We start from the raw sequence: 19,510 nt of genomic DNA on the forward strand, positions 1-19,510 counted from the left end.
GAATCAATACATTGCAGATAGAGAGCTAATAATAAGTTCTCTATCTCGGACCGTTGGTACGGGAGGGCGAGCGAGATGAAGTCGGCGATTAACAGAGGGCTCAAAGGGGTAATGACCGCTAGTAGCTCATGTTTGAGCCTGCGATTTCGGGCGTGCAAACCCGGCAGTTTCTTCGCGCTCACTGCTGTGCTGATATATACACTGGCGATCTTGATTGGTGCTCCGACGCGGGCCATGGCCGACCCCAACGGGCCGCCCGCGCCACCTCCGAAGCCCTTGCCGGCTCAGGTGGTGCAGCCCGATGACTTGCCGCGTATCGCGCCGATCGGCGGCGCCCAGGTCAAGACCAACACTCCCTTAGGCCTCGGACCGGGAATCGGCCGACCGCTGGCTGCCGGGCGCGAGCGTTCCAATGCCACGATCTCGCCCACACCCACGGATGGCACACATCTTCCGACGGCCATAGCCGGCAAGACTGTCGTGCTGCACTTGCCGCAGGAGCGTGATTTGTCGGCCGCGCAGTGGGGTGACGGCGGGTCAGCGACCTTCACCTCGCGCGACACGGACTACCGGATATCGCCCTTCGCTGGGGGCGGGGCCGACATAAACATCATGCGGCGCACCATCTTTACCCCTGAAAACTTCACGTTCGGGTTGAGAGTCCCGGAAGGTACGCATGTGCGACAGGGCGCCAACGTGGTGCTCGTCGAGACGGATGCGGCGCCGGGCCGTCCTGCCGTTCCGATCGCGACGTTGTCGGTGCCGGTTGCGCGAGACGCCAAAGGTGCACCGGTGCAGGTGACCCCGGTGATTCACGGTGACTACGTGTATCAGCAGTCCAACCTGGCATTGGAGCTCGGGCCGGCTGACATCTTCGCCTTCCCGGTGACCATCACTTTGGCCTATCGGGCGTCGTCGACCGCAGCGAGTGGACAGCTCGCCAGCGATTGGGAGGGGCTGCCCGAAGGTGGTGGCCCGGCCGAGGCTCAGAAGGCTGCGCAAATCATCGGCGCGCCGGGCGATTACGTCTCCGACCCGAGCGGTGCGTACCGGCCTGCGGGTGTTGATCCGGTTCTGTACAGCCAACGGCACGCCGATCGGTGCCTATCCGGACCCAACGAGTTCCGTTCCGCCGATGGACGATCCGCTGAATTCTTGTCGTCCTGCCAGCGGCAGGCGATGTGCCTGGATGTCACTCCTTCTCAGACAACCGTCGATGTATGCAACAACCAGGCGTTCGCGAACATGTCGGTGCAGTGCACCGCCGTCTTCGGGCAGACAGGACCTGATTACGACGCATGCCTGGGTGTGGCCAACGGTCACTCGGCGTGGTCAAAGGAAAACCTATTGGGCGGATGGCTATGTCAGCCGGTCGCTCCGAACACCAACACAAGATTCTTGCCGTCGAACAACAACCGTTACTGCAGTTAAGCAGTCGAGAGGTGAAGCTGATGACGCCGATGAAGTTGCCGAAGCGCGGTGTGCCCGCTGGTCTGCGCCGGACGTTGGCCGTCGTTGCCATCAGTGCCGTCGCAGTGGCCGGTTGGCAGCTGAATGCCAACTCACTTTCGGAAATTGGTGTTATCGGGATTCCCGGTGCGACGGCGGAGCCTACGGGTCCTCCGGGGCCGACCGGGCCGGGCGGAATGGATGGAAGCCAGTTCCAGCCCCCGGGGTTGCCACCGCAGCAGCCTGATTACGGTGCGGGAAGTAACTTGCCGCCTCTCAATCAAGAGGGCGGCGCGTCGATTTACAACACAGGTACGCAGGGGGCTCCGCAACAAACTTCGGGGCAGCAGAGTCCGCGGCAAGGCAACCAGGACCAGCAGGCCCAGCACGGCACGCAGATTCCCGATTACCAGTCCGCAACGCCGTATACGCAGGGCCCGGGCAAGGCCAATCCGGATTTCCAAGCGCCGCAGCAGGGTAATCAGGGGCAACAGCCTCAGCAGGGGCAGCAGCCCAGTCAGCAGCAACAACCTAACCACCAGGATCAGCAGCAGGGCAACCAGAACAAGCAATGTGACACCAGTGTTGCAACTCCGGCCAACTTGCAACTGCTCGGGTTAGAGAGTCTTCCTCCACAAGTCAGAGATCTTGTGCAGCAAGCGGCAGGTATGTGGAAAAACACGGGAATGGCTAACATTTCGACTGACGGCAATGGTCAGCCGAGTGGCTCCGGTCAGAATGGAACTCCCGTGTCGGTAACTACTTTCGCCGACCAGTCAATTCCTTGGGCTGGCATGTATATGCCTTCGATCGACGGCTCCGCTCCGAGAATTGAATTGAATCTCTCCCGGCTATCGAATAATCCAGCAGGAGACGCTGCTTTCGTTGCACACGAGATCGGCCACGCACTCGGACTGCCGGATACCGCCGATGGCCAGATCATGGACCACAGCGGGGCTACCCGTGCACTTGATGTAACTGCAGCTGACCGCGACATGCTGGCGAATGTCCAAAGTGGTTGCGAGACTGGTCCGGCCAGTTATGGACCCGAGTATGGTTGCGGCTACGTGCAGTTTGCTTGTGACATAGGTCAAGATATCGGGAATACTGTTGTCGATGCCGCAAAATCGGCCGCGGATTTTGCCGCGGACTGGGGGAAATGCGCGCTTGAGGTTGGGACATTGGTAGTTCCCATGTTCAAGGTCTTAAAAATTGGGGCGTTGCTAACAAAGATGTTAAAGAGCTCCGAGAAAATGAAGGACGCCCAGAAGATGGTGGACGCGACCAAGGCATTTATGAAGCTGTTCGGTGATACAATGAGTAACAAGAATCTGAGTTGGATGGACAAAGCTAAGGAAGTTTTCAAGCTGGTCAAGATATTCATGTCAGACCACGATGGCGGCGAAGCTGTTGTGAAGTTATTCGGATCAATTACCGGTATTTCTTCGGCATTGGTGGCGTGCAAAATCATGACAGAATAGGTGGGCGAGGTACATGACAGAAATGAGGGGGAGGCACACAGCGGTTGTGGCCTGCTACGCGCTCCTTCTGGCTATCGTAATTGTTCCATCGATATTGAATCTCGATGCAGTTGGAGAGGTGTTTGTGCCTCGCCTGAGTGTTTCTTACTGTGTGACGACCGCGCGAGTGTTCGGGGATGTATTGATTACGGCGTTCTGTATGTCTTTGACGGTACTTTGGATCGCTTATGTTCGAAGCGTGAATGCTGCTACCAGGAAACGGTACCGTAATTTGATGAATCAAAAATTGTGGTGGAATCTGTTGACGATTTGGAATCTGCCCGGCGCTGGTGAGCTTCCGGCGCGGTATCATCGTATTCAGTGGCGACGAACCAGTGGCAATCGAGTATGGGTTCGCGTCTGCGTAGGAATTGCATCGTTAGTTTTGGGAAGTTTATCCGTCTTTTCATATTTCTTGTTGAAGAGGCTGTCGACCGATGAAGCAAGTTTTGGAGTATTGGGTGCAATAGAAACTCCTGTCTTGGTGGTCTTGTTCGCCTTTTACGTCGTCTCGCATCTTGTCCTCCTGGCATGGGTATGGGACGCGGTAGTACTATCGATTTCGCGTAACGGACCAGCTGCGCAGAGAGGCACGGGAACGAAATGACAAAATCGAATTATTCCCGGTCAATGAACAGAAACTTTGGTTTTCCAGGAGTGTTGTTGAGCAATTCAACTGCGGTTCGGTTTTCTTCTATTTTGCTATGTGCGGTCGGAGTGGCGACGTTAGCTGCATGCGACAGTGATCGCCCGTCAGTCAATTCATCCACCACTGCAACGACAGCTACAACCGAAGAAAGTATATGGGAGGGCGAGCAGCCACCTGTTCGCGCGAAAGTGGTTCGAACTGCACCAACTTATCCGACCGATCTTACTGACTTACGTAAGCTGGCTGGTTATGCCGACGCAATCTTTGTGGGAACTGTCAAATCAACGAACCCTGCTGATGAAGCCCACGGTACCCCATGGACGGTGGCTGACGTCGAAACGGTCTTGAACCTGAAAGGCGACAACGCCGGAACTGTGCGTATTTGGCAGCAAGGAGGAATACGTGAGCCGTCGGGCACGGTGGTGCTCGTCGGAGACGATGAATTACTCCTCAAAGACATCTCTTATGTCTTTGCGACTGTTCGAGGTGCAGAAAAACAGACGCTAATAGCTGTTTATGGAGATGTTCCGATCTCCGCCGATGATCTTGCAAGGCTGAGAGCCACCGGCGACATGTCGTCGGGAATGATTGGACGCCTGCGGGCGGCGGTGAGTAACCCCGTCGAATTTAGGCGATAGTCCTAAATCGCATTTGACGTATCTATGACTGATCAAGACGTTGCCTACTGGTGTGGACGTAAGGGGGATCGGTCATTGCCTAGAAGCGGTTGCAACTGCGCCAGAAGCACCGTGCCGACAGCTAGGCTGAGCCGGTGATTCGGGCAACTCGATCGATGCTGGCAGCGGTATGCGCGACGGTGATGCTGGCCTCGGGGTGTTCAACGATCATCGACGGCGACGCGATCGCCACGCCCGGCGAAGAGGGCAAGCGGATCTCCAATCCGAAGTGCAACTCGGTGACGGTGCCGCTCATGGAAGTGCCGCTGGACGACGACTTCGAGCCGCGGGTGGAGGTTCCGCAGCCTGAGGGGTGGGAGAGGGTCAAGCGGTTCGAGAGCGGCGTGGTGCGTATCTTCTTGGCGGGCAAGGATCTTGAGTCCAACGGGTTCGTCCCGAATGCCACGGTGGCAATCGCTAACCTAAGCGGGAAGGCTTCCAACGAAGAGGCCGCCTTCGCGGCCGAGCGCAGCGGGTTGGAGGCGTTTGGCGTCACCGACTTGGTCGAGGCTCCAAGCACCATCTGCGGCTACCCGTCGAACACCTTGACCTACAACATGGCGCTGGGCCCGGTCCCGTCGCACCGGGTGACCACCACCATCGTGGCGGTCAAGAACGGCAGCAAGATGTTCACGGTCGGTGTGTCCGTGCAGGCATTGGACGACACCGTCAGCGGCTTTGACACGGCGCGCGAAACGATTCTCGCCGGACTGCAGGTCAGTCCACCCGCTACAACCTGATATCTGTTGTCGGAGATGCCCATTGGGCGTCGATGACAGTAGTGTGCTCCGGCAATCGTGGCCGGTAGTCCTTGTCGGCTGCCATGCGTTCGGTGACGCTGGCGTGGATCCAGGAGCCGTCCGGGATGCGGCGACGGTGAAACGTCAGCAACGCCCAAAGCCAGCCGATCTTGTGGATCGTGCCCATCGCGTAAGTGGGCTCGACCGAGCAATACCGTTGGTATTTCCCGGTGTTGAGTAGCAGGCCGTGCTCGGCGGCGCCTTCCATGATCCATTTGAGCGCGATATCGGAGAGCCTGTCGTCATCGGGGTAGTCGCCGCCGATGTCGGAATGGATGCCGGTGAACCATGCCTCGTCGACCAGGCGTTGATCGCCGAGGGGCTTGATGAGGTACTCACGGTAGGGTCGGCGTTTCTCGTCGATGGACACCGCGTGCCGCCCGGCCAGGGCATTGGGAACACTTGGGGCGTAAGGCCATTGCATGCTGCGTTTGAAGATGCCAGGGGCGCTGACGGTATCCCACAGGCCCAGGTAGGCAACGGGTATGGCGACCTTGCCATCCTCGCGGCGTGCCAGGGTGCGCGCGAAGGAGTGCAGCTCATCCCAACGCTGTGGGTTCCAGTGCTTGCAGGATTGCGAATAGAGGCTGACTGCGTAGGGCACCAGGTTCTCCGAACCGGGCCGCAGCATCCCTACCGAGTTCAAAAGTCCGGCAAGGCCTCTGGCGCAGAAGGCGCCACGGCTGAATCCGAAGATGAAAATGCGGTCTCCGGGTTGCCATCGTTCGATCAGATACGTGTAGGCCTGGGCCAGCTTGGCGCGCAGGCCCACCCCGAATGCGATACCTAGTACGCGGGAAACGAATTGGCTCACCGGTGCGTAGGTGCCGATGGCGGGGTCGGTGCCGACGCCGGGGTCGTAGTAGGAAATTTGGCAGTCCGTCAGCTCATGAACAAGCATGTCGTAGCCGCGGACGACGTTCGTGTTCCCCGCGGCACGGATCTGATTGCCGGTGCCGTCGAAGCAGATGACGATGTTCTTGCCCATCGTCGGCCCGTGTTAGTCCTCGTCGTCCTGTCGGTCTTGACCGTATGGCCTTGGGTCCCAGGGCGAGGTGTGCGGCTCCTGGTAGGCGACGTGCTCGTCGTTCCACACGCCAATGACGGCAGGGGACACCTTGGGCAGCGGGCCGACGAGTTCGTTGCCGTTGTCGATGCTCACCAGGAATTCGGGGGTGAAGTGCTGATCCTCGTCTTCCTGATGATGCTGATTCGCTTGCCCGGGGGTCATCATGGTCGGTGGCTGGGCGATGCCCATGCCCGACATCGGGGAGGCTGTCGGCGCGGCGGACAGTCCCATGCCTGCACCTGCCGTGTACGAACCGGCGACGATCGGCCCGGCGAGCAGTGGGCTGAAATCGTCTTTTTTGTTCTTGTCTTTCTCGTCGTCCTTCGCAGCGGCGGGCTTGCCCCACCGGCCGATGCCGTAGGTGCCGGGGACAGAGCCCGTGTTGGGGCCGGTCGCTGTGGTGCTGCCACTCGAGGTGGGGGTGGTGCCGCGGGCCGCTCCGGCGGCCGCCGCTGCGGATGCGGGACCACCTGCGCCGGCTCCGGAACCACCACCGGCCGCACCCGCGGAAGCAGCCGCGGCGGCTGCACCACCCGCACCGCCGGCGGTTGCGGACTGGGCCGGGTCTGCCAATGCTGCCGCGGCTGCCGACCGCACCGCGGCTTCATCGATGGGCTTGAGCTTCTCGGGGTTGATGGGTTTCCCGGTGCCGAACTCTGATGAAGACGGCTGGACAGGTACCGCCGCCCCGCTGCCGAATTCTGCAGCGGGCGGCAGCAACGGAACCCCTTGGCTGGCCTGCTGGAAGACAGGAGCGTAGACGGTCCGCATGATCATGCGGGCCTCATCCTGCTTCTGCTGAGCCTGGGCTTGTGCGGCGAAATGCTCCTCAACCTGAGCTCGCGACGCCCCTCCTTCCAGCGGCGATACCTGGACGACCTCGGGCATGAGGCCCTTGACCTGGGCCATCCCCGTCTCCGCCTCGGCGGGTTTGGTGGCCATGAGCCCCATTCCCTCGTTGACCTTTTCGGCATGGCTCTTGTAGTCGCTGATGTTTGTCTTTGCCGCTTCAGCGGCGACGCCAGTCCAATTGGCGTTGATCGCGGCATCGAGCGTGCCTCTGAATGAGGTCAGTGCCGATTCAAACTTCCCCGCCAGCCCAGCCCACTGTCTGGCGACTTCGAGCGCGTCACTGGTGACGAACGCATCGGACGCAGCCTTGATGTCGGCATGAGACCACGAGGAGAAATCTTCCATCGGGATCGCAACGGATTCCGTGCCACCGTCAACGTTTGGGCCCAACGCCCGCTGAGCGCCGTAGATGACATCGCGTTCGTCGTTGCCCCTGTGCCATGGGTCAGTCATGGTCGCTCCTTCATATCGAGGTCAGACGTCTCTACTGATCGGACGATATGGTTGTCGATTCGGTTCCATGTTTTTCGAACTATTTTTGGGCTGCGGGTGGGACTCAGTAGGGGAAGTAGGGAAGCAAGGCTTCGATGTTGGCGCGGGCGGCGGCCAGGCAGTCAGGGTAGGGGGCGAAGCCGTTGTTTCCGTCGCTGACCATCACCCCATACAGGCCTGTGGTGGCCGCGACGTCGATGGCGCATCCGTCCGTGTGTGGGCGAGACGATACGTAGTAGCTGAGTGCCGTGCGTCCGTTGATTTCGAAGTCGCGGTAGTCCCAGTGGGTATCGTCCTTCTTGTCCATCTTAAGCGTGTAGTTGGACGCGTCGATGGTGAAGTAGTAACCGGTCCGTGACTTGTATTTGCAGCCGATGACCATTACTCCGTCGGTTCCCAGTGATTTCCGTTCCGGGGGGCGGGCGTCGAGTTGCTGTTCAGCGATGACGCTTGACGGGATCTCTGTGCACGGCTCCCAGGTGATGCGGGTGTGCCCACTCTTATTTGTCGGGAGGGGAGAGGTGGTCGGTGTGCCGACTACCGGTTCAGTACACGACAGGGTTGCAAGCCCCAGCATCGCGACAACCGTCGCGCGAAGTAAACACTTGGGGGCCAACCAGCGGTAGGTTCCGACGTTTCCTGCTGAATACATCGAGTCAGTACGGGAAGTAGGGAAGCAAGGCTTCGATGTTCGCGCGGGCGGCGGCCAGGCAGTCGGGGTACGGGGCGAAGTCGTTGATGCCCTCGCTGAGCAACACCCCGTAGAGGCCCGTGGTGGCCGCGACGTCGATGGCGCATCCGTCGGTCTTGGGGCGAGAGGATACGTAGTAGCTGAGTGCCTTGCGTCCGTTGATTTCGAGATCGCGGTAGTCCCAGTGGGTATCGTCCTTCTTGTCCATCTCGAGGGTGTAGTTGGACGCGTACGCTGAGATGTAGTAGCCGGTCCGTGCTCGATAGTTGCAGCGGATCACCATTACTCCGGTGCTTCCCAGTGATTTCCGTTCTGGTGGGCGGGAGTCGAGCTGCTGTTGTGTGATGACGCTGGAGGGGATCTCTGTGCACGGCTCCCACTCGATGCGGGTATGCCCACTCTCGTTCGTCGGGAGTGGCGAGGTAGTCGGTGTGCCGACTACCGGTTCAGCACACGACAGCGTCGCGAGCCCCAGCATCGCAACAACCGTCGCGCGAACCAGCATCAAGGATCTACTCAGCGGCCCTGAACGTTGACGGAACGGGCATTGCCGTGGTCCATGTCCTCGGTGCTCTTCCAGGATGCCCGGAAAAGTGTCTTCATCCCCTCCACGTACTCGATATGTGACTGGAAGGTGTTCTCGGCGCAGTTCTGGTCGCCTGCCGCCTTCCTCTGGAACGCGCGAGCGAGATCACGGCCCGAATCGAGGTGATCCTCGGCGAAACCGAGCTTGAACTGGCTTAGTTGCTTTGCATCGAAAACCAGATCCTGCAACGTGTCGATATACACGTCACACGCTTTCATGATCGCATCGAGCCCCTCACGATTCATGTGCAGGACGAGCTGGCCGTTGTCGGCGCTCTGGAGCAGCGGGTTGTTACCCATGGGACCCCCTCAGGTCATGGCCGGGTTTGGCCAGGTGAGATTCATCGTATGTGTGTAGGACGCGGGGCGTCCCAGTTCGGTTCCATCGACTTTGGCCCGAGTTTCCTGATCGGCTACTGCCTCCACCCCAGCGGGTCACTACGGAATCCGCTGTAGAAGTCGTCCTCTTCCAGGTCGAGCCGACGAGTCTGCGGGAGGAGTGGTGCGGTCGCGGACTTGGCTGGTGCGGGAGCGGCATTCGGTCCGCCCCGCGCTGGAGCGGCAAGCCTCGCTGCCTCAACTGCCTGATCCAGATTCCCGGTACGTAGTGCGTGCAGCACTGCGGGGTGTAGATGAGATGTGTCGGCCATAGCAGCTCTGCTCGTTTGTCCAGCCAGGAGGTGTCAGTCTGCTCAGCGTAGCTGCTGCTGGTGCCCCGTTCACTAGCGACCAGTATTGGCCGGCCAACCGGGAGTTGAAACGGAGCCCTTCTCAATGGGCGGCTCATTCGGGGTACAGGCACTGTCATCGAATCTTCCGTCTGCGGCCGTGATTGGCCCATACGAAGTCGCGTACCAGTCACTGAACACCGATACAGCTGGAGCTCGTTCAGGTCCGCGCTGGCCGGAGGGAGGGGGAGGTCCCACCCGATGGAACCTGAGCCTTACAGCCTGCGAGAACAGGCCAGGGGTTCCGTCTCCATCTCCGACATGAGTTGCACCAAGTGTGCAGACAACCGCTTCTGCGTTGTTTTTGCCTTGTTCAATCAGGCTGACGACCCAACGTGTGTGGTAGCCGCGGATGCTCATCCCACTCCCAAGGTAGTGATTACCAGTCCGGTCCGCGCCAGCGAATCCTGGATACGAACCGGCTGACCGCCCCCGATTATCACGGCTGACGTCGTTGGCTTCCACGAACGCGCGGATGAAAGTCCCGTCTGTGCTCATTAGATCTGCAGCGGATGTAGATGCCCAGTGCTCCGAGTAGTGGATGTTGCCGGGAATGAAATAGCCAGACGCAGTTGTCGTCATCGGGTACCCGCCTGTCGTTGTATCGCATCCGGACATGGATAGGCACAGCGCGACCGCTGCGGCTCGGCGCAATCTGAGGTTCATCGAGGCGCCTCTCCGGGGCTAACGGGGGCAGTCAGTCCACTAGTGCCAATAGCCTTGTCGTGCATGCCATTCTGATAGCCTTCACTCCATTCATTGCCAATTTGCAGTGAATTGTAGATACGCTCAAAATCCTGTGCATTCGCCTGGACCTTCTCCCAAACAAGCTGCCCCTTCGCGTCAACGAAATCTACTGGCACACCGTGGATCATCACGCCTCGGAAGCGTTCCGCTATTTCACGATTCGTTTCTAAGTAGCCTTGCGCAGTGCTGTACTCGACGACGCGGCTGTCGGTAAGATTGTTGAATTTCATGTCGGTGTCGTTGAGCATCCGAGTCCACTCGGAGTCAGACATCTTCCCAGGATCAGTGCCCGGTGGGTATCCGATGATGCTCTCTTTCATGTGATTGCCTAGGATATCGAGCGCTGGGCCAGCCCCTGGTAGCTTCCCGGCTACTTCGCCGAGGATGGATTTAGCGTCGTCGAAATACGCTGCCTTGTCGTTGTAGCTCCGAAGCGCATCCCAATTCTCGTTCGCCCGCAGGGCATTGAGTTGCTCATGGTTGGCTTCGGTCATCGCCTGGTTCAGTTGTCCCGCCGCACGCGCAAAGGCGGGGTCCCCTAGCTGGCCTGGTGGATGTTCGCCGTACTCATGCGCAAAGTGATTCTCCCAAGCGGCCACAGTTTGGTTGATCGCTTCGGCCGACGCGGGGTCAGAGTCGAGCACCTGCAGCATCTTCGCCAACTGCTCCGTGTTGGCGAAGGGTTGGAACGATGCGTTGTTGATGCCCTCCGTCGGCATGCCTACGAGATTGCCGAGAAATGGTGCGAGGCTCCCTGTCATGGTCTGCACAAGCCCCTTGTTGACCTGCCCGAGGGTGTCGTAGTGACCGTCGTCGCCAGGCACGCGCGCGGCGAGCAGATCGCCGTTTGTGCTCAGCAGGTGCCCGAGGGCGCTCGCCGATATTGCGGCGTTCCGCCCTTCGAATCCGGGCGCGCGAGCGCTGTCGTCCATCCAGCCGAACACCTTCTGAATCCCATCCTGCCCTTCGCCGAATCGGTGAGTTACGAGATCGACGAAGGCTTTGTTGCCGTCGAAATGGCCGTTGGTGGCTGCGTTCATTGCTCCTGATGCTTGCGGGTCGTTGGCCCCCTTCAGGAAATCGGTGACAGCTTGGTGGTCGCCACTGGCGCTGATCAGCATCCTGTTAAGAGTGCTGTTTTGGAGGTTCGGGTCTCCCATTCCGCCGGCTCGATTGAGCTCGTCGGGCGTACCAGCGTCAAGCGGATTCCACGGCTTCGAAAGATCAACTGGTGCAGCAATCTTGCTCGCCTGATTGAGTAGCGCTCGGTCAACGTCAGAGCCGCTAAGGCTGCGTGAATCACCGCGGTCGAGCATGTCGGTGAGTGCATTGAACTGATTCATTCGGTCGGTGAAGCCGACTTGCAGTTTGTTGGGTGGTTGACTGGTCAGCAGGTCCTGAATTCCTTGGGGGAGGGTTGCCATCCCGCCGTGGTCGCCGGTCCCGGTCTGCAGATTGGGATTCCCCAGCATGCGAAGGGCTGTGCCCATCTCGCCCTGTAGCCCAAGCTTTTTCATCGACTCGTTGACTTCGGACGCAGACATCCCGTCCATCCCGTGCATCAGAGAGCGCAGGTAGTCGTACTGACCTTGAGGCATCGTTGCGGGCTTGCCCTGGCTGAGCGCATCGAGCTGCTCCGGTGTCCACGATGACATTGCCGCGCGCACCCGAGCCTTCTGTTCGGGTGTCGCCGTGCCGTCCTCCACAGCTTTGAAGTCTTTGGCAGCTAGGTCACCGCCGGATAGGCCCGCCACCGGAGGCGCCGCGGCATCGATATCCGCCTTCGCCTTGTTGATGGCGTCCGCGGTATCTCGGTCGGTTTGCCCCAGCTGGTCAGCTTGTCCCTGTAGCTTGACTGTCTCGGTCCGGGCCTCCTCGGTTCGCTTTGCCTTCACCTCGTTCATGATTTGCTCGGCGGCTTCTTCCGATACGCCGATTACTACGAGTGCTTCCTTGCCCTTCGCGTAGTTCCACTTGTCGGTGACATTCCAGTCTTCATCGATGTCGAAGTCGTCGGATTCCAGCCCGCGACCATCTGCCTTCAGCGCCCAGATAAGCGGCTGCATCCGCGACCCGCCCTGCGAGTAGGCGGTCGCCAACGCGGTGTAGCCGTCGGCGATCCTGCGATCCTGCGCCAGTTCGTTGTCTGCACGGCCCTCGGCGGCGAGCTTCCCGAGGCCCTTCCATTCGAGGTCGTAGATCGTGTCGTGAACCTTGCCCGCGTGATGGCGCAATCTGTTCCCGGCCTCTTGGGTTGGATTCGCCAACGCGAACAGCGCGTGAGGGAAGGCCTCGTACACGACGCTCTTCTGCGGTCTACCAGTTGTCATTTCGTCCCCCGCTACCGTGCTGAGTTCAAGTCGCCCATGGATGACATCTGAGTGCCGGCCAACTCAGACAACGACTTGGTGTTTCCCCGTTCGGTGTCCTCGTACGAGTCGGCAGAACGATGCAGAAGCTGCCCCATCTCGTCATAACGGCCGGCTGCCACACTCAGTGAGCTGCGCATCGAATCGGCAGCTGGCTGAAGTGCTGCTGCTGTGGCGAAACCCTTGAGACCGTCGCTTGCTTCGTCTGAGGGTGGGACCCGTATGCCTTTGACCTCGGATGCTGTCGCGGACAGCTTGTCCCCACCACTTCGAACATTGGCCGGATTGACCTCCACGGAATCCCCTCACAACAAGACGTGCAATCAGCGTTACATAAGGGTCAGACTCCGCATGCCCCGATTCGGTTCCATCGAATTTCGGCCGATCTTGCGCTTGGGGGGTGGTTCGTCATCGCGGAAAGTAAGGCGCGAGGGCCTCAGCGTTCGTGCGGGCCGCGGTCAAACAGTCCGAGTATGGGGCGAAACTGTCGTCTCCCGTTCCGACCAGGACGCCGTACACCCCGGTGGACGCGGCGATGTTCAGTGCGCAGGAGTCGGCGTTCGGCTCTGGCTTGCCGTAGCCGAATAGGGCCCGGCGGCCACCAATCACGAGCTCCTGATATCCCCAGTAGTTGTCTGCCTTCCTCAGGTTGTCCAGCGTGTAGTTCGATGCGGCGATGGTCAGGTAGTAGTCCCCTCGCGAGTGGAGCTTGCAGAACACGTTCTCGATCTGACCATCCGTCTGGGTGTCGAGTCTGGGTGGACGTTCGTCGAGCTGCAGCTGTGCGATGACGCTTGCCGGGACGTCCTTGCACGGGTCGAAAGTGACATGCGGAAGGCCGGTCGGCGTCGTGGTCGTCGGTGTCGACGAGACCGCCAACGATCCGGCTGGTGCAGACGCTGGAGACCCCGATATCGGAGTCGCGCATCCTGCGACGGCCAACGCCACCGACATGACGGCTCGGTTCCACCTTGCACCGGGCATATCAGAGCGGGAAGTACGGGAGAAGGGCTTCGGTGTTCGTGCGCACCGCCGTCATGCAGTCGGGGTATGGATCGAACGAATGGTCCGCAGTACCAACAAGAACTCCGTACACCCCGGTCGTCGCGGACACGTTGATCGAGCAGTCGTCCGTCGACGGTTGCGGTGAGTCGATGGTGCTGATGGCCTTACGCCCACCGACCTCAATTTCCCGCAGATCCCACCCCTTGTTGGCCTTCTTGAGGGCCTCCAACGTGTGATTCGAGGCGGCAATCGTGAGGTAGTACTTGCCCTGTGAGCGGTACTTGCAGAACACCGTCTCGATCTCGCCGTCCGTCTGGCTGTCTGGTCGAGGTTTACTCAGCTTCAGATCCGCGATGACCTTGGCGGGTATGTCCTTGCACGGGTCGAAGGTGATGTGGACACGCCCCGCGGTGTTGGTCGGTATCGACGACATGGCCGCGGATCCAGAAATTGGGTTGGAACATCCCACGAGAACGAGCAGCAGCGACGCGAATGCGGCTATACGAGGCATCTAACACACCCTTCTGGATCAGCCGCATTTACTGCGGAAGTAGGGAGGAATGGTTCGGTGCACGCGAGATGATCCGAATCCGCATGCGAGCCAACTGTCTAGGCCTTGGTCAACTTCGCCGGAATGACTGCGGCGCTGCCAGGCTTGTTGCAGGGAAGGCTATTGGCGACCGTTCCGGTGAGGGTTGATGCGTCGAGGACGTACGTCAGGGTCGACTTCTCCGCCCCGTGACTGCACTCAAGTGGCGGCAGCTCGCGCGTTGCTTGCCACTTGTTGTCGATCAAGTGGAGGTCGGCCGTCCATCCCAGTGACGACGTCACGCGGCTGCACGCCGGGCCGCAGGGCTCGATCTGCCACGTCGACTTGTTGATCGTGCCGCCCTTGCGTGGCTCGCCGTCGATCGTGAGCTGCGTGCCGTCGGCCACGAACGTGTACGTCCCACCGAGTTCCGTCGTAGTCGGTTCAGATTGATGCGTGCATCCCGCCAGAATCAGCGCGATGGCGGCCAGCGCGACGAGTCTCATCACCCTCCCCACCGTCTGCGCACTCCGGTGTACCGCCAGCCCAACGCGGCCACGCCCCACGTGACGATGAACAGCGCCACGATCACGTAACCCATCGCTGCCAGATCAAGCCCGCCCACCGCAGCCAGCGGCCCGGTGGTGATGTCCAGCTTCTCGGTGAGAATCGAAATGATCTCCTGCACACCGATCAGCATCGCGACTGCCACCGACAGGCCGGTGACCACGAGGTTGTAGTAGATCTTGCGAGCCGGTTGTTGAAACGCCCAGTCGTAGGCGAAGTTCATCAGCGATCCGTCGAGCGAATCGAATAGCGACATCCCTGCGCTGAACAGGATGGGCAGCACCAGGATCGCGTACCAGGGCAGTCCGGTCACCGCGGCACCGCCGGCGATCACCAGCAGCGATATCTCGGTGACCGTGTCGAACCCCAGCCCGAACAGCAGCCCCACCGGATACATCTGCCACGGCTTGCGGATCGCCGTCATCAACGGCCCGAAAAGCCGGTTCAGCCCACCGCGATTGGACAGCTCGCGCTCCAGCGCCGCCTCGTCGACCTCGCCGCCGCGCATCCGCTGGGCAATCCGGTAGATCCCGATCAGTGACACCAGATTGAGCAGCCCGATGAGCAACAGGAACGTTCCCGACACCGCCGTCCCGAACACGCCCGTCCACTGCTGCAGCGACGATTGTTCATCGGAAACATTGGCCGCCAACGCCTTAACGCCGAGCGCCAGCAGGCCCACCATGATGAACACGATCGAGGAATGTCCTAGGGAGAACCAGAACCCCACCGACATCGGGCGTCGGCCGTCGGCGACCAGCTTGCGGGTGGTGTTATCAATGGCCGCAATGTGATCGGCGTCGAAGGCGTGCCGCATGCCCAGTGTGTACGCCGTCACCCCCAGTCCGACGCCGAAGACGCTTCCCTGCACGGTGAAATGCGCGGGGGCCACCAGAAAGAGCAGCATGCCCCATCCGAGGATGTGCAGCGCGGCCACCGCGACGCTCATTCCGATGACGCTGCGCCGCTGACCTACATCCAAACGACGCCACGCGGTGAGAATCGGCACGCCTGCGAGCCTAGACGACCTGCTTACCCAAGCGCTCGCGTAATCGCATGTCCCAGATGAGCACGGCATACGACAAGGCCCATAGCTGCGCCGGCACCAACCTGTCGGCCATCCGCAGCGCACTCAGCAGCGCATCGAAGCGACGTTGATCGCGTTGGGTCCACGACAGCTGCAGCAGCTCCCGGAACTTTGGTTCCAGAAACCCTTTGGTCGCAAATAGATTGAACCGTCCAGCTATGCGCAGGGGCCACGGCAGCATCGCGAATGACGCGACGCCGAGCAGGTGTTCGCGCACCGGCGGATCGACGCGCAGCTCATCGAGCGAGCGCTTCCAATAGTCATTGAAGGCATCCCGGTCCGGCGGCCACGCCTCCGGTCGCACCTGCAAGGTGGTCCCGATCCGCGCGGCGTCGCGATAGATCGCATCGGCCGTGTCGTCATCCAGCGGACCGTGCAGCGACTCGTGTGCCTGCACGTAGTACCGGTACAGGCACGCCGCCACCCACAACTGCATGCCCGGATCGAACGCGTTGTACTGCACCGGACTCTTGGGCCGTGAGCGCACCTGCCGGTGCACGGCGTCGATACCCCGCTTGATGACCTCGCGGTCGTGACGGTTGCCCATTGTTGCGACGGCCAGGAACGTGCCGGTGGTGCGCGCCCTTTTGAACGGATGTTTGTAGACGTTGCCGCTGTCGACGGGGCTCTCCAGCACTCCGTATCCGACACCGGGATGCGACAGCTGCATGATCACGTTGGAGGCAGGCAACAGCAGCGATGCCGTGTTGACCAGATCCACGAGCCTGGCAGGGGAGTGCTTCATTGCGCAGCAAATTCTATAAGGTATCGACGTGTCGCGTCGAGGATCCCGCGCCGCGGGTGTCGCCCTCGGTTACGTGTTGGACCGACGCTTCGGCGACCCGCGGCGGTTCCATCCGGTCGCCGGATTCGGGCAGGTCGCCGCGGCGTTAGAGACGTACACCTATCGCGACACCAGGGTTGCCGGCACCGCCCATTCCGCCGCGCTGATCACCGCCGTGACTGCCGCCGGCTGGGCGGTAGAACGCGCCGCACGACGTTCGTCGATCGCCACCATCGCGGTGACGGCCGCCGCGACCTGGGCCGCTCTCGGCGGGACGTCCCTGGTGCGGATCGGCGCCCGAATGTCGGAACATCTGCATGACAACGACATCGACGACGCCCGGGCGCTGCTGCCGTCCCTGTGCGGCCGAGACCCGAACATGCTCGACGCCGCCGGTATCGCCCGCGCCACCGTGGAATCCCTGGCGGAGAACACCTCCGATGCGCACACCGGCCCGCTGGTGTGGGTGGCGCTCGCTGGCGTCCCGGGACTTTTGGCCTACCGCGGCGCCAACACCCTGGACGCGATGATCGGCCACAAGTCGGCCAAGTACCTGCGATTCGGTTGGGCAGCGGCCCGTTTCGATGACCTGATGAACCTGATACCGGCCAGGATCACCGCAATGGCCACCGCAGCCGTTGCCCCGTTCCTGGGCGGCTCCACCGGCGCGGCACTGCGGGTGTGTCTCAGCGACGGGCACCGACACCCGAGCCCCAACGCCGGTGTCGCGGAAGCGGCCTTCGCGGGGGCCCTCGGTGTGCGTCTCGGCGGCCCGCTCCGATACCCGTACGGCGAGGAGATACGGCCGACCCTCGGGAGTGGCGTCGCCCCCAGAATCGGGGATGTGCAAGAGGCAGTTCGGCTTTCACGTGCCGTCCAGAACGTCACGGCCGCCGCCGCGGTGATCGCCGTGTTGCGTCAGCGCCGGCCGTAGCGGTCGGCCAACCGCTCCTCGGCGGTCTGCGGCGCCCCCGGCTTCACCGCTCTCGCCGTCGCGGCGAGCGCGCGGCGCTGTCTGATCTCGGAGAACACGAAGTACCCCAGCCCAATGGGCGCGAGAATCCCGAAGGCGATCCATTGGATGCCGTATGACAGGAACGGCCCGGCATCGAGCTGCGGCAGGGGGATGGCGCCCAAGCCTCCCGGCTGATCCTCCGCCAGTTGCAGATAGGGACCCGCCAGCGGAATCTTTACAAGCGTTGACACCTGGCCCGGCACGATCGAATACACCTGGTATTCACCGTTTTCCAGGAAGGGCGCCTTTTCGGACTGCTGCTCGGGCTCCCGAAGTCGTGCGTTGAGGGTCACCTGGCCCAATGGCGCCGCGGGTATCGGTGGCGCGCTGGTGCCCTGCTCGGGCCGCACATAGCCGCGGTTCACCAGAATCGCCGGACCACCGTCGACCTGGAACACGGTCAACGCCTCATAGGCCGGTTTGGCGTCCACCACCCGAAGGCGGGCCAGCACCTGGCGGTCCGGTAGATAGTGGCCGGTCGCCGTTACGCGCCGCCACTCGGAGTCCTCGGGCATCGAATGATCGGGCCGCAGCTCGCCTTTCAGCGGCACCGGATCGGCGTTTACCGAATACGCGATGCGGCTGTTTTCCCGCGAGGTTTTGGTGTTCTTGCCCAGTTGCCACGGCGCCAGCACCGTGAAACACAGGTACGCGAACGCTACGACCACGAGCGCCAGGGCGATCCACCCCGGGCGCAGCAGAAACGCGAGCCGTCGCATCAGGTGTTCTCGCGCTCCGCCAGGGTCTGGTCAACCCATTCGTGCAGACCGGGCATCGCCGCCTCGATGACGGACAACACGTCGACGAAATCGTCACGATTGCCGTAGTACGGGTCCTCGACATCCAGCGCGGCCCGGCTGGCCCGTGGATCGAAGGAACGCAGCAGCCGCACCCGCTCGGGGTCGGCTCCCAAATGCAGGAGCATTCGGGAGTGGTTGCGTGCCAAGGCGATAATGAGGTCGGCGCTCAGGTGGTCTTCGTCTACCTGCGCCGCGCGGTGCGCGGTCGGATAGCCGTGCTCGGCCAGCACGCTGACCGCGCGTTCGTCAGCGGGGTTCCCTGCGTGCCAGTCTCCGGTACCGGCGCTGGTGACTCGGACATGCTCGGCGAGACCTCGTTCGGTGAGCTGATGGGCCAGCATCTTTTCGGCGATGGGGGAGCGGCAGATGTTTCCGGTGCACACAAAGGTGACGTGCAGAAGGTCGGATGAGCCGCTTGCGCGAAGACCATCGGGTTCAGACATGCAGCTCCTCCCGCAGCTCCTGCGGGGTGCCCACCCGCCCGATGATCCAGCGCGAGAGGTCAGCGGAAATCACCGCATCATCACTGAAGTCCGTTGCTCCGTAACCCCAGTCGACGATCACGGTGCCGATCCCGTGCGCGGCCGCGCCTTCCACGTCGTGCACCCGGTCGCCGACCATCACCACACCCTCGGAGGGAACCTCGTCCAGTTGGGATAGCGCATGTTCGATCACCTCGGCCTTGCCGGATCGGACGCCATCGGGGCTCGCGCCGGCAATCACCTGGAAAAACTGGGCGAGCCCGAAATGCTCCAGGATGCGGCGCGCGATCGGCTCGGACTTGGACGTCGCCACCACCATCGGCACACCGGCCTCATGCAGACCAGCCAGCACCTCGTGGATGCCGTCGAACATCTCGTTGACGGCCCATCCGCGTTCGCCGTAGTCGGCGCGGTAGGCCGCGATCGCCTCATCGGCTCGATCGCCCAGCCCCATCGAGCCGAGCGTGATGTGCATGGGGGGTCCCACCACGCGCGACGCGATATCGCCGGTGGGTTCGGGAGCGCCAACCTGGCTGAGTGCATGGCGGAAACTGGAGACGATGCCGGGTGCCGAGTCGGTCAGGGTGCCATCGAGATCGAAGATCACCAGCAT

The 19,510-nt window shown here is 61.5% G+C and carries 21 protein-coding genes; 5 read left to right on the forward strand and 16 right to left on the reverse strand.

Going from position 1 to position 19,510, the window contains the following annotated elements:
• Window positions 1-132 precede the first annotated feature (132 nt).
• The 4 genes from FZI91_RS12310 to FZI91_RS12325 all read left to right on the forward strand — a co-directional run bounded on the left by FZI91_RS12310 (window position 133) and on the right by FZI91_RS12325 (window position 5,035).
• Entirely contained in the window at window positions 133-1,431 is a 1,299-nt protein-coding gene (locus FZI91_RS12310; protein WP_375234339.1) for a hypothetical protein, read from the forward strand.
• Window positions 1,432-1,451: 20 nt separating this feature from the next.
• On the forward strand, window positions 1,452-2,930 hold the full coding sequence (locus tag FZI91_RS12315) for a hypothetical protein (protein ID WP_239001637.1): 1,479 nt from the start codon (window positions 1,452-1,454) through the stop codon (window positions 2,928-2,930).
• 669 nt (window positions 2,931-3,599) lie between these two features.
• The gene (locus FZI91_RS12320) at window positions 3,600-4,256 is read left to right on the forward strand and encodes a hypothetical protein (protein ID WP_166548251.1); all 657 of its coding nucleotides are present in this window, start codon (window positions 3,600-3,602) and stop codon (window positions 4,254-4,256) included.
• A 182-nt stretch (window positions 4,257-4,438) separates the two neighbouring features.
• Window positions 4,439-5,035 (forward strand): LpqN/LpqT family lipoprotein, encoded by a 597-nt coding sequence (locus FZI91_RS12325; protein ID WP_155939531.1) that lies wholly within the window; start codon window positions 4,439-4,441, stop codon window positions 5,033-5,035.
• Here the strand turns inward: FZI91_RS12325 and FZI91_RS12330 are convergent.
• From FZI91_RS12330 to FZI91_RS12390, 13 genes are all read right to left on the reverse strand, one after another.
• Window positions 5,025-6,083 carry a DUF2235 domain-containing protein gene (locus FZI91_RS12330; protein ID WP_155939282.1) on the reverse strand — a complete coding sequence of 353 codons (1,059 nt, stop codon included), beginning with the start codon at window positions 6,081-6,083 and terminating at the stop codon, window positions 5,025-5,027. The genes FZI91_RS12325 and FZI91_RS12330 overlap by 11 nt on opposite strands.
• 12 nt (window positions 6,084-6,095) lie before the next feature.
• Entirely contained in the window at window positions 6,096-7,469 is a 1,374-nt protein-coding gene (locus tag FZI91_RS12335) for a WXG100 family type VII secretion target (protein WP_155939283.1), read from the reverse strand.
• Between the two features lie 103 nt (window positions 7,470-7,572).
• Window positions 7,573-8,085 (reverse strand): DUF3558 domain-containing protein, encoded by a 513-nt coding sequence (locus FZI91_RS12340; RefSeq protein WP_155939284.1) that lies wholly within the window; start codon window positions 8,083-8,085, stop codon window positions 7,573-7,575.
• Window positions 8,086-8,164: 79 nt separating this feature from the next.
• Window positions 8,165-8,677: a DUF3558 domain-containing protein gene (locus FZI91_RS12345; protein WP_166548252.1), complete on the reverse strand. Its 513-nt coding sequence runs from the start codon at window positions 8,675-8,677 to the stop codon at window positions 8,165-8,167.
• 38 nt (window positions 8,678-8,715) lie between these two features.
• A complete protein-coding gene (locus FZI91_RS12350) occupies window positions 8,716-9,084 on the reverse strand; it encodes a hypothetical protein (protein ID WP_155939286.1) in 369 nt (122 codons plus the stop codon).
• 113 nt (window positions 9,085-9,197) lie between these two features.
• On the reverse strand, window positions 9,198-9,434 hold the full coding sequence (locus tag FZI91_RS12355) for a hypothetical protein (RefSeq protein WP_155939287.1): 237 nt from the start codon (window positions 9,432-9,434) through the stop codon (window positions 9,198-9,200).
• A 740-nt stretch (window positions 9,435-10,174) separates the two neighbouring features.
• Window positions 10,175-12,559, reverse strand: coding sequence for a hypothetical protein (locus tag FZI91_RS12360; RefSeq protein ID WP_155939288.1), 2,385 nt, complete (start codon window positions 12,557-12,559; stop codon window positions 10,175-10,177).
• A 41-nt stretch (window positions 12,560-12,600) separates the two neighbouring features.
• Entirely contained in the window at window positions 12,601-12,924 is a 324-nt protein-coding gene (locus FZI91_RS12365; protein ID WP_162525583.1) for a type VII secretion target, read from the reverse strand.
• A gap of 112 nt (window positions 12,925-13,036) precedes the next feature.
• Entirely contained in the window at window positions 13,037-13,582 is a 546-nt protein-coding gene (locus tag FZI91_RS12370; RefSeq protein ID WP_155939289.1) for a DUF3558 domain-containing protein, read from the reverse strand.
• A 31-nt stretch (window positions 13,583-13,613) separates the two neighbouring features.
• Entirely contained in the window at window positions 13,614-14,144 is a 531-nt protein-coding gene (locus FZI91_RS12375) for a DUF3558 domain-containing protein (RefSeq protein ID WP_155939290.1), read from the reverse strand.
• A 98-nt stretch (window positions 14,145-14,242) separates the two neighbouring features.
• Window positions 14,243-14,671 (reverse strand): hypothetical protein, encoded by a 429-nt coding sequence (locus tag FZI91_RS12380; RefSeq protein ID WP_155939291.1) that lies wholly within the window; start codon window positions 14,669-14,671, stop codon window positions 14,243-14,245.
• The gene (locus FZI91_RS12385) at window positions 14,668-15,711 is read right to left on the reverse strand and encodes a HoxN/HupN/NixA family nickel/cobalt transporter (protein WP_203448775.1); all 1,044 of its coding nucleotides are present in this window, start codon (window positions 15,709-15,711) and stop codon (window positions 14,668-14,670) included. The genes FZI91_RS12380 and FZI91_RS12385 overlap by 4 nt, the downstream gene beginning before the upstream one ends.
• Window positions 15,712-15,748: 37 nt before the next feature.
• Entirely contained in the window at window positions 15,749-16,561 is an 813-nt protein-coding gene (locus tag FZI91_RS12390) for an oxygenase MpaB family protein (protein ID WP_155939292.1), read from the reverse strand.
• A gap of 28 nt (window positions 16,562-16,589) precedes the next feature.
• Here FZI91_RS12390 and FZI91_RS12395 point away from each other — a divergent pair, with 28 nt between their 5' ends.
• Complete coding sequence (locus FZI91_RS12395) at window positions 16,590-17,534, forward strand: cobalamin biosynthesis protein (protein WP_162525582.1); 945 nt, start codon at window positions 16,590-16,592, stop codon at window positions 17,532-17,534.
• On the opposite strand, the gene FZI91_RS12400 is transcribed toward FZI91_RS12395, so the two are convergent.
• The 3 genes from FZI91_RS12400 to FZI91_RS12410 are packed head-to-tail and all read right to left on the reverse strand — an operon-like array spanning window position 17,519 to window position 19,510.
• Entirely contained in the window at window positions 17,519-18,334 is an 816-nt protein-coding gene (locus FZI91_RS12400; protein WP_155939293.1) for an SURF1 family protein, read from the reverse strand. The two genes, FZI91_RS12395 and FZI91_RS12400, sit on opposite strands and share 16 nt — an antisense overlap.
• Window positions 18,334-18,858 carry a low molecular weight protein-tyrosine-phosphatase gene (locus FZI91_RS12405; protein ID WP_155939294.1) on the reverse strand — a complete coding sequence of 175 codons (525 nt, stop codon included), beginning with the start codon at window positions 18,856-18,858 and terminating at the stop codon, window positions 18,334-18,336. The genes FZI91_RS12400 and FZI91_RS12405 overlap by 1 nt, the downstream gene beginning before the upstream one ends.
• Window positions 18,851-19,510 carry an HAD-IA family hydrolase gene (locus FZI91_RS12410; RefSeq protein WP_155939535.1) on the reverse strand — a complete coding sequence of 220 codons (660 nt, stop codon included), beginning with the start codon at window positions 19,508-19,510 and terminating at the stop codon, window positions 18,851-18,853. The genes FZI91_RS12405 and FZI91_RS12410 overlap by 8 nt, the downstream gene beginning before the upstream one ends.

Source organism: Mycobacteroides sp. CBMA 271 (assembly GCF_009729205.1).
In the GTDB taxonomy this organism is placed as follows: Bacteria; Actinomycetota; Actinomycetes; order Mycobacteriales; family Mycobacteriaceae; genus Mycobacterium.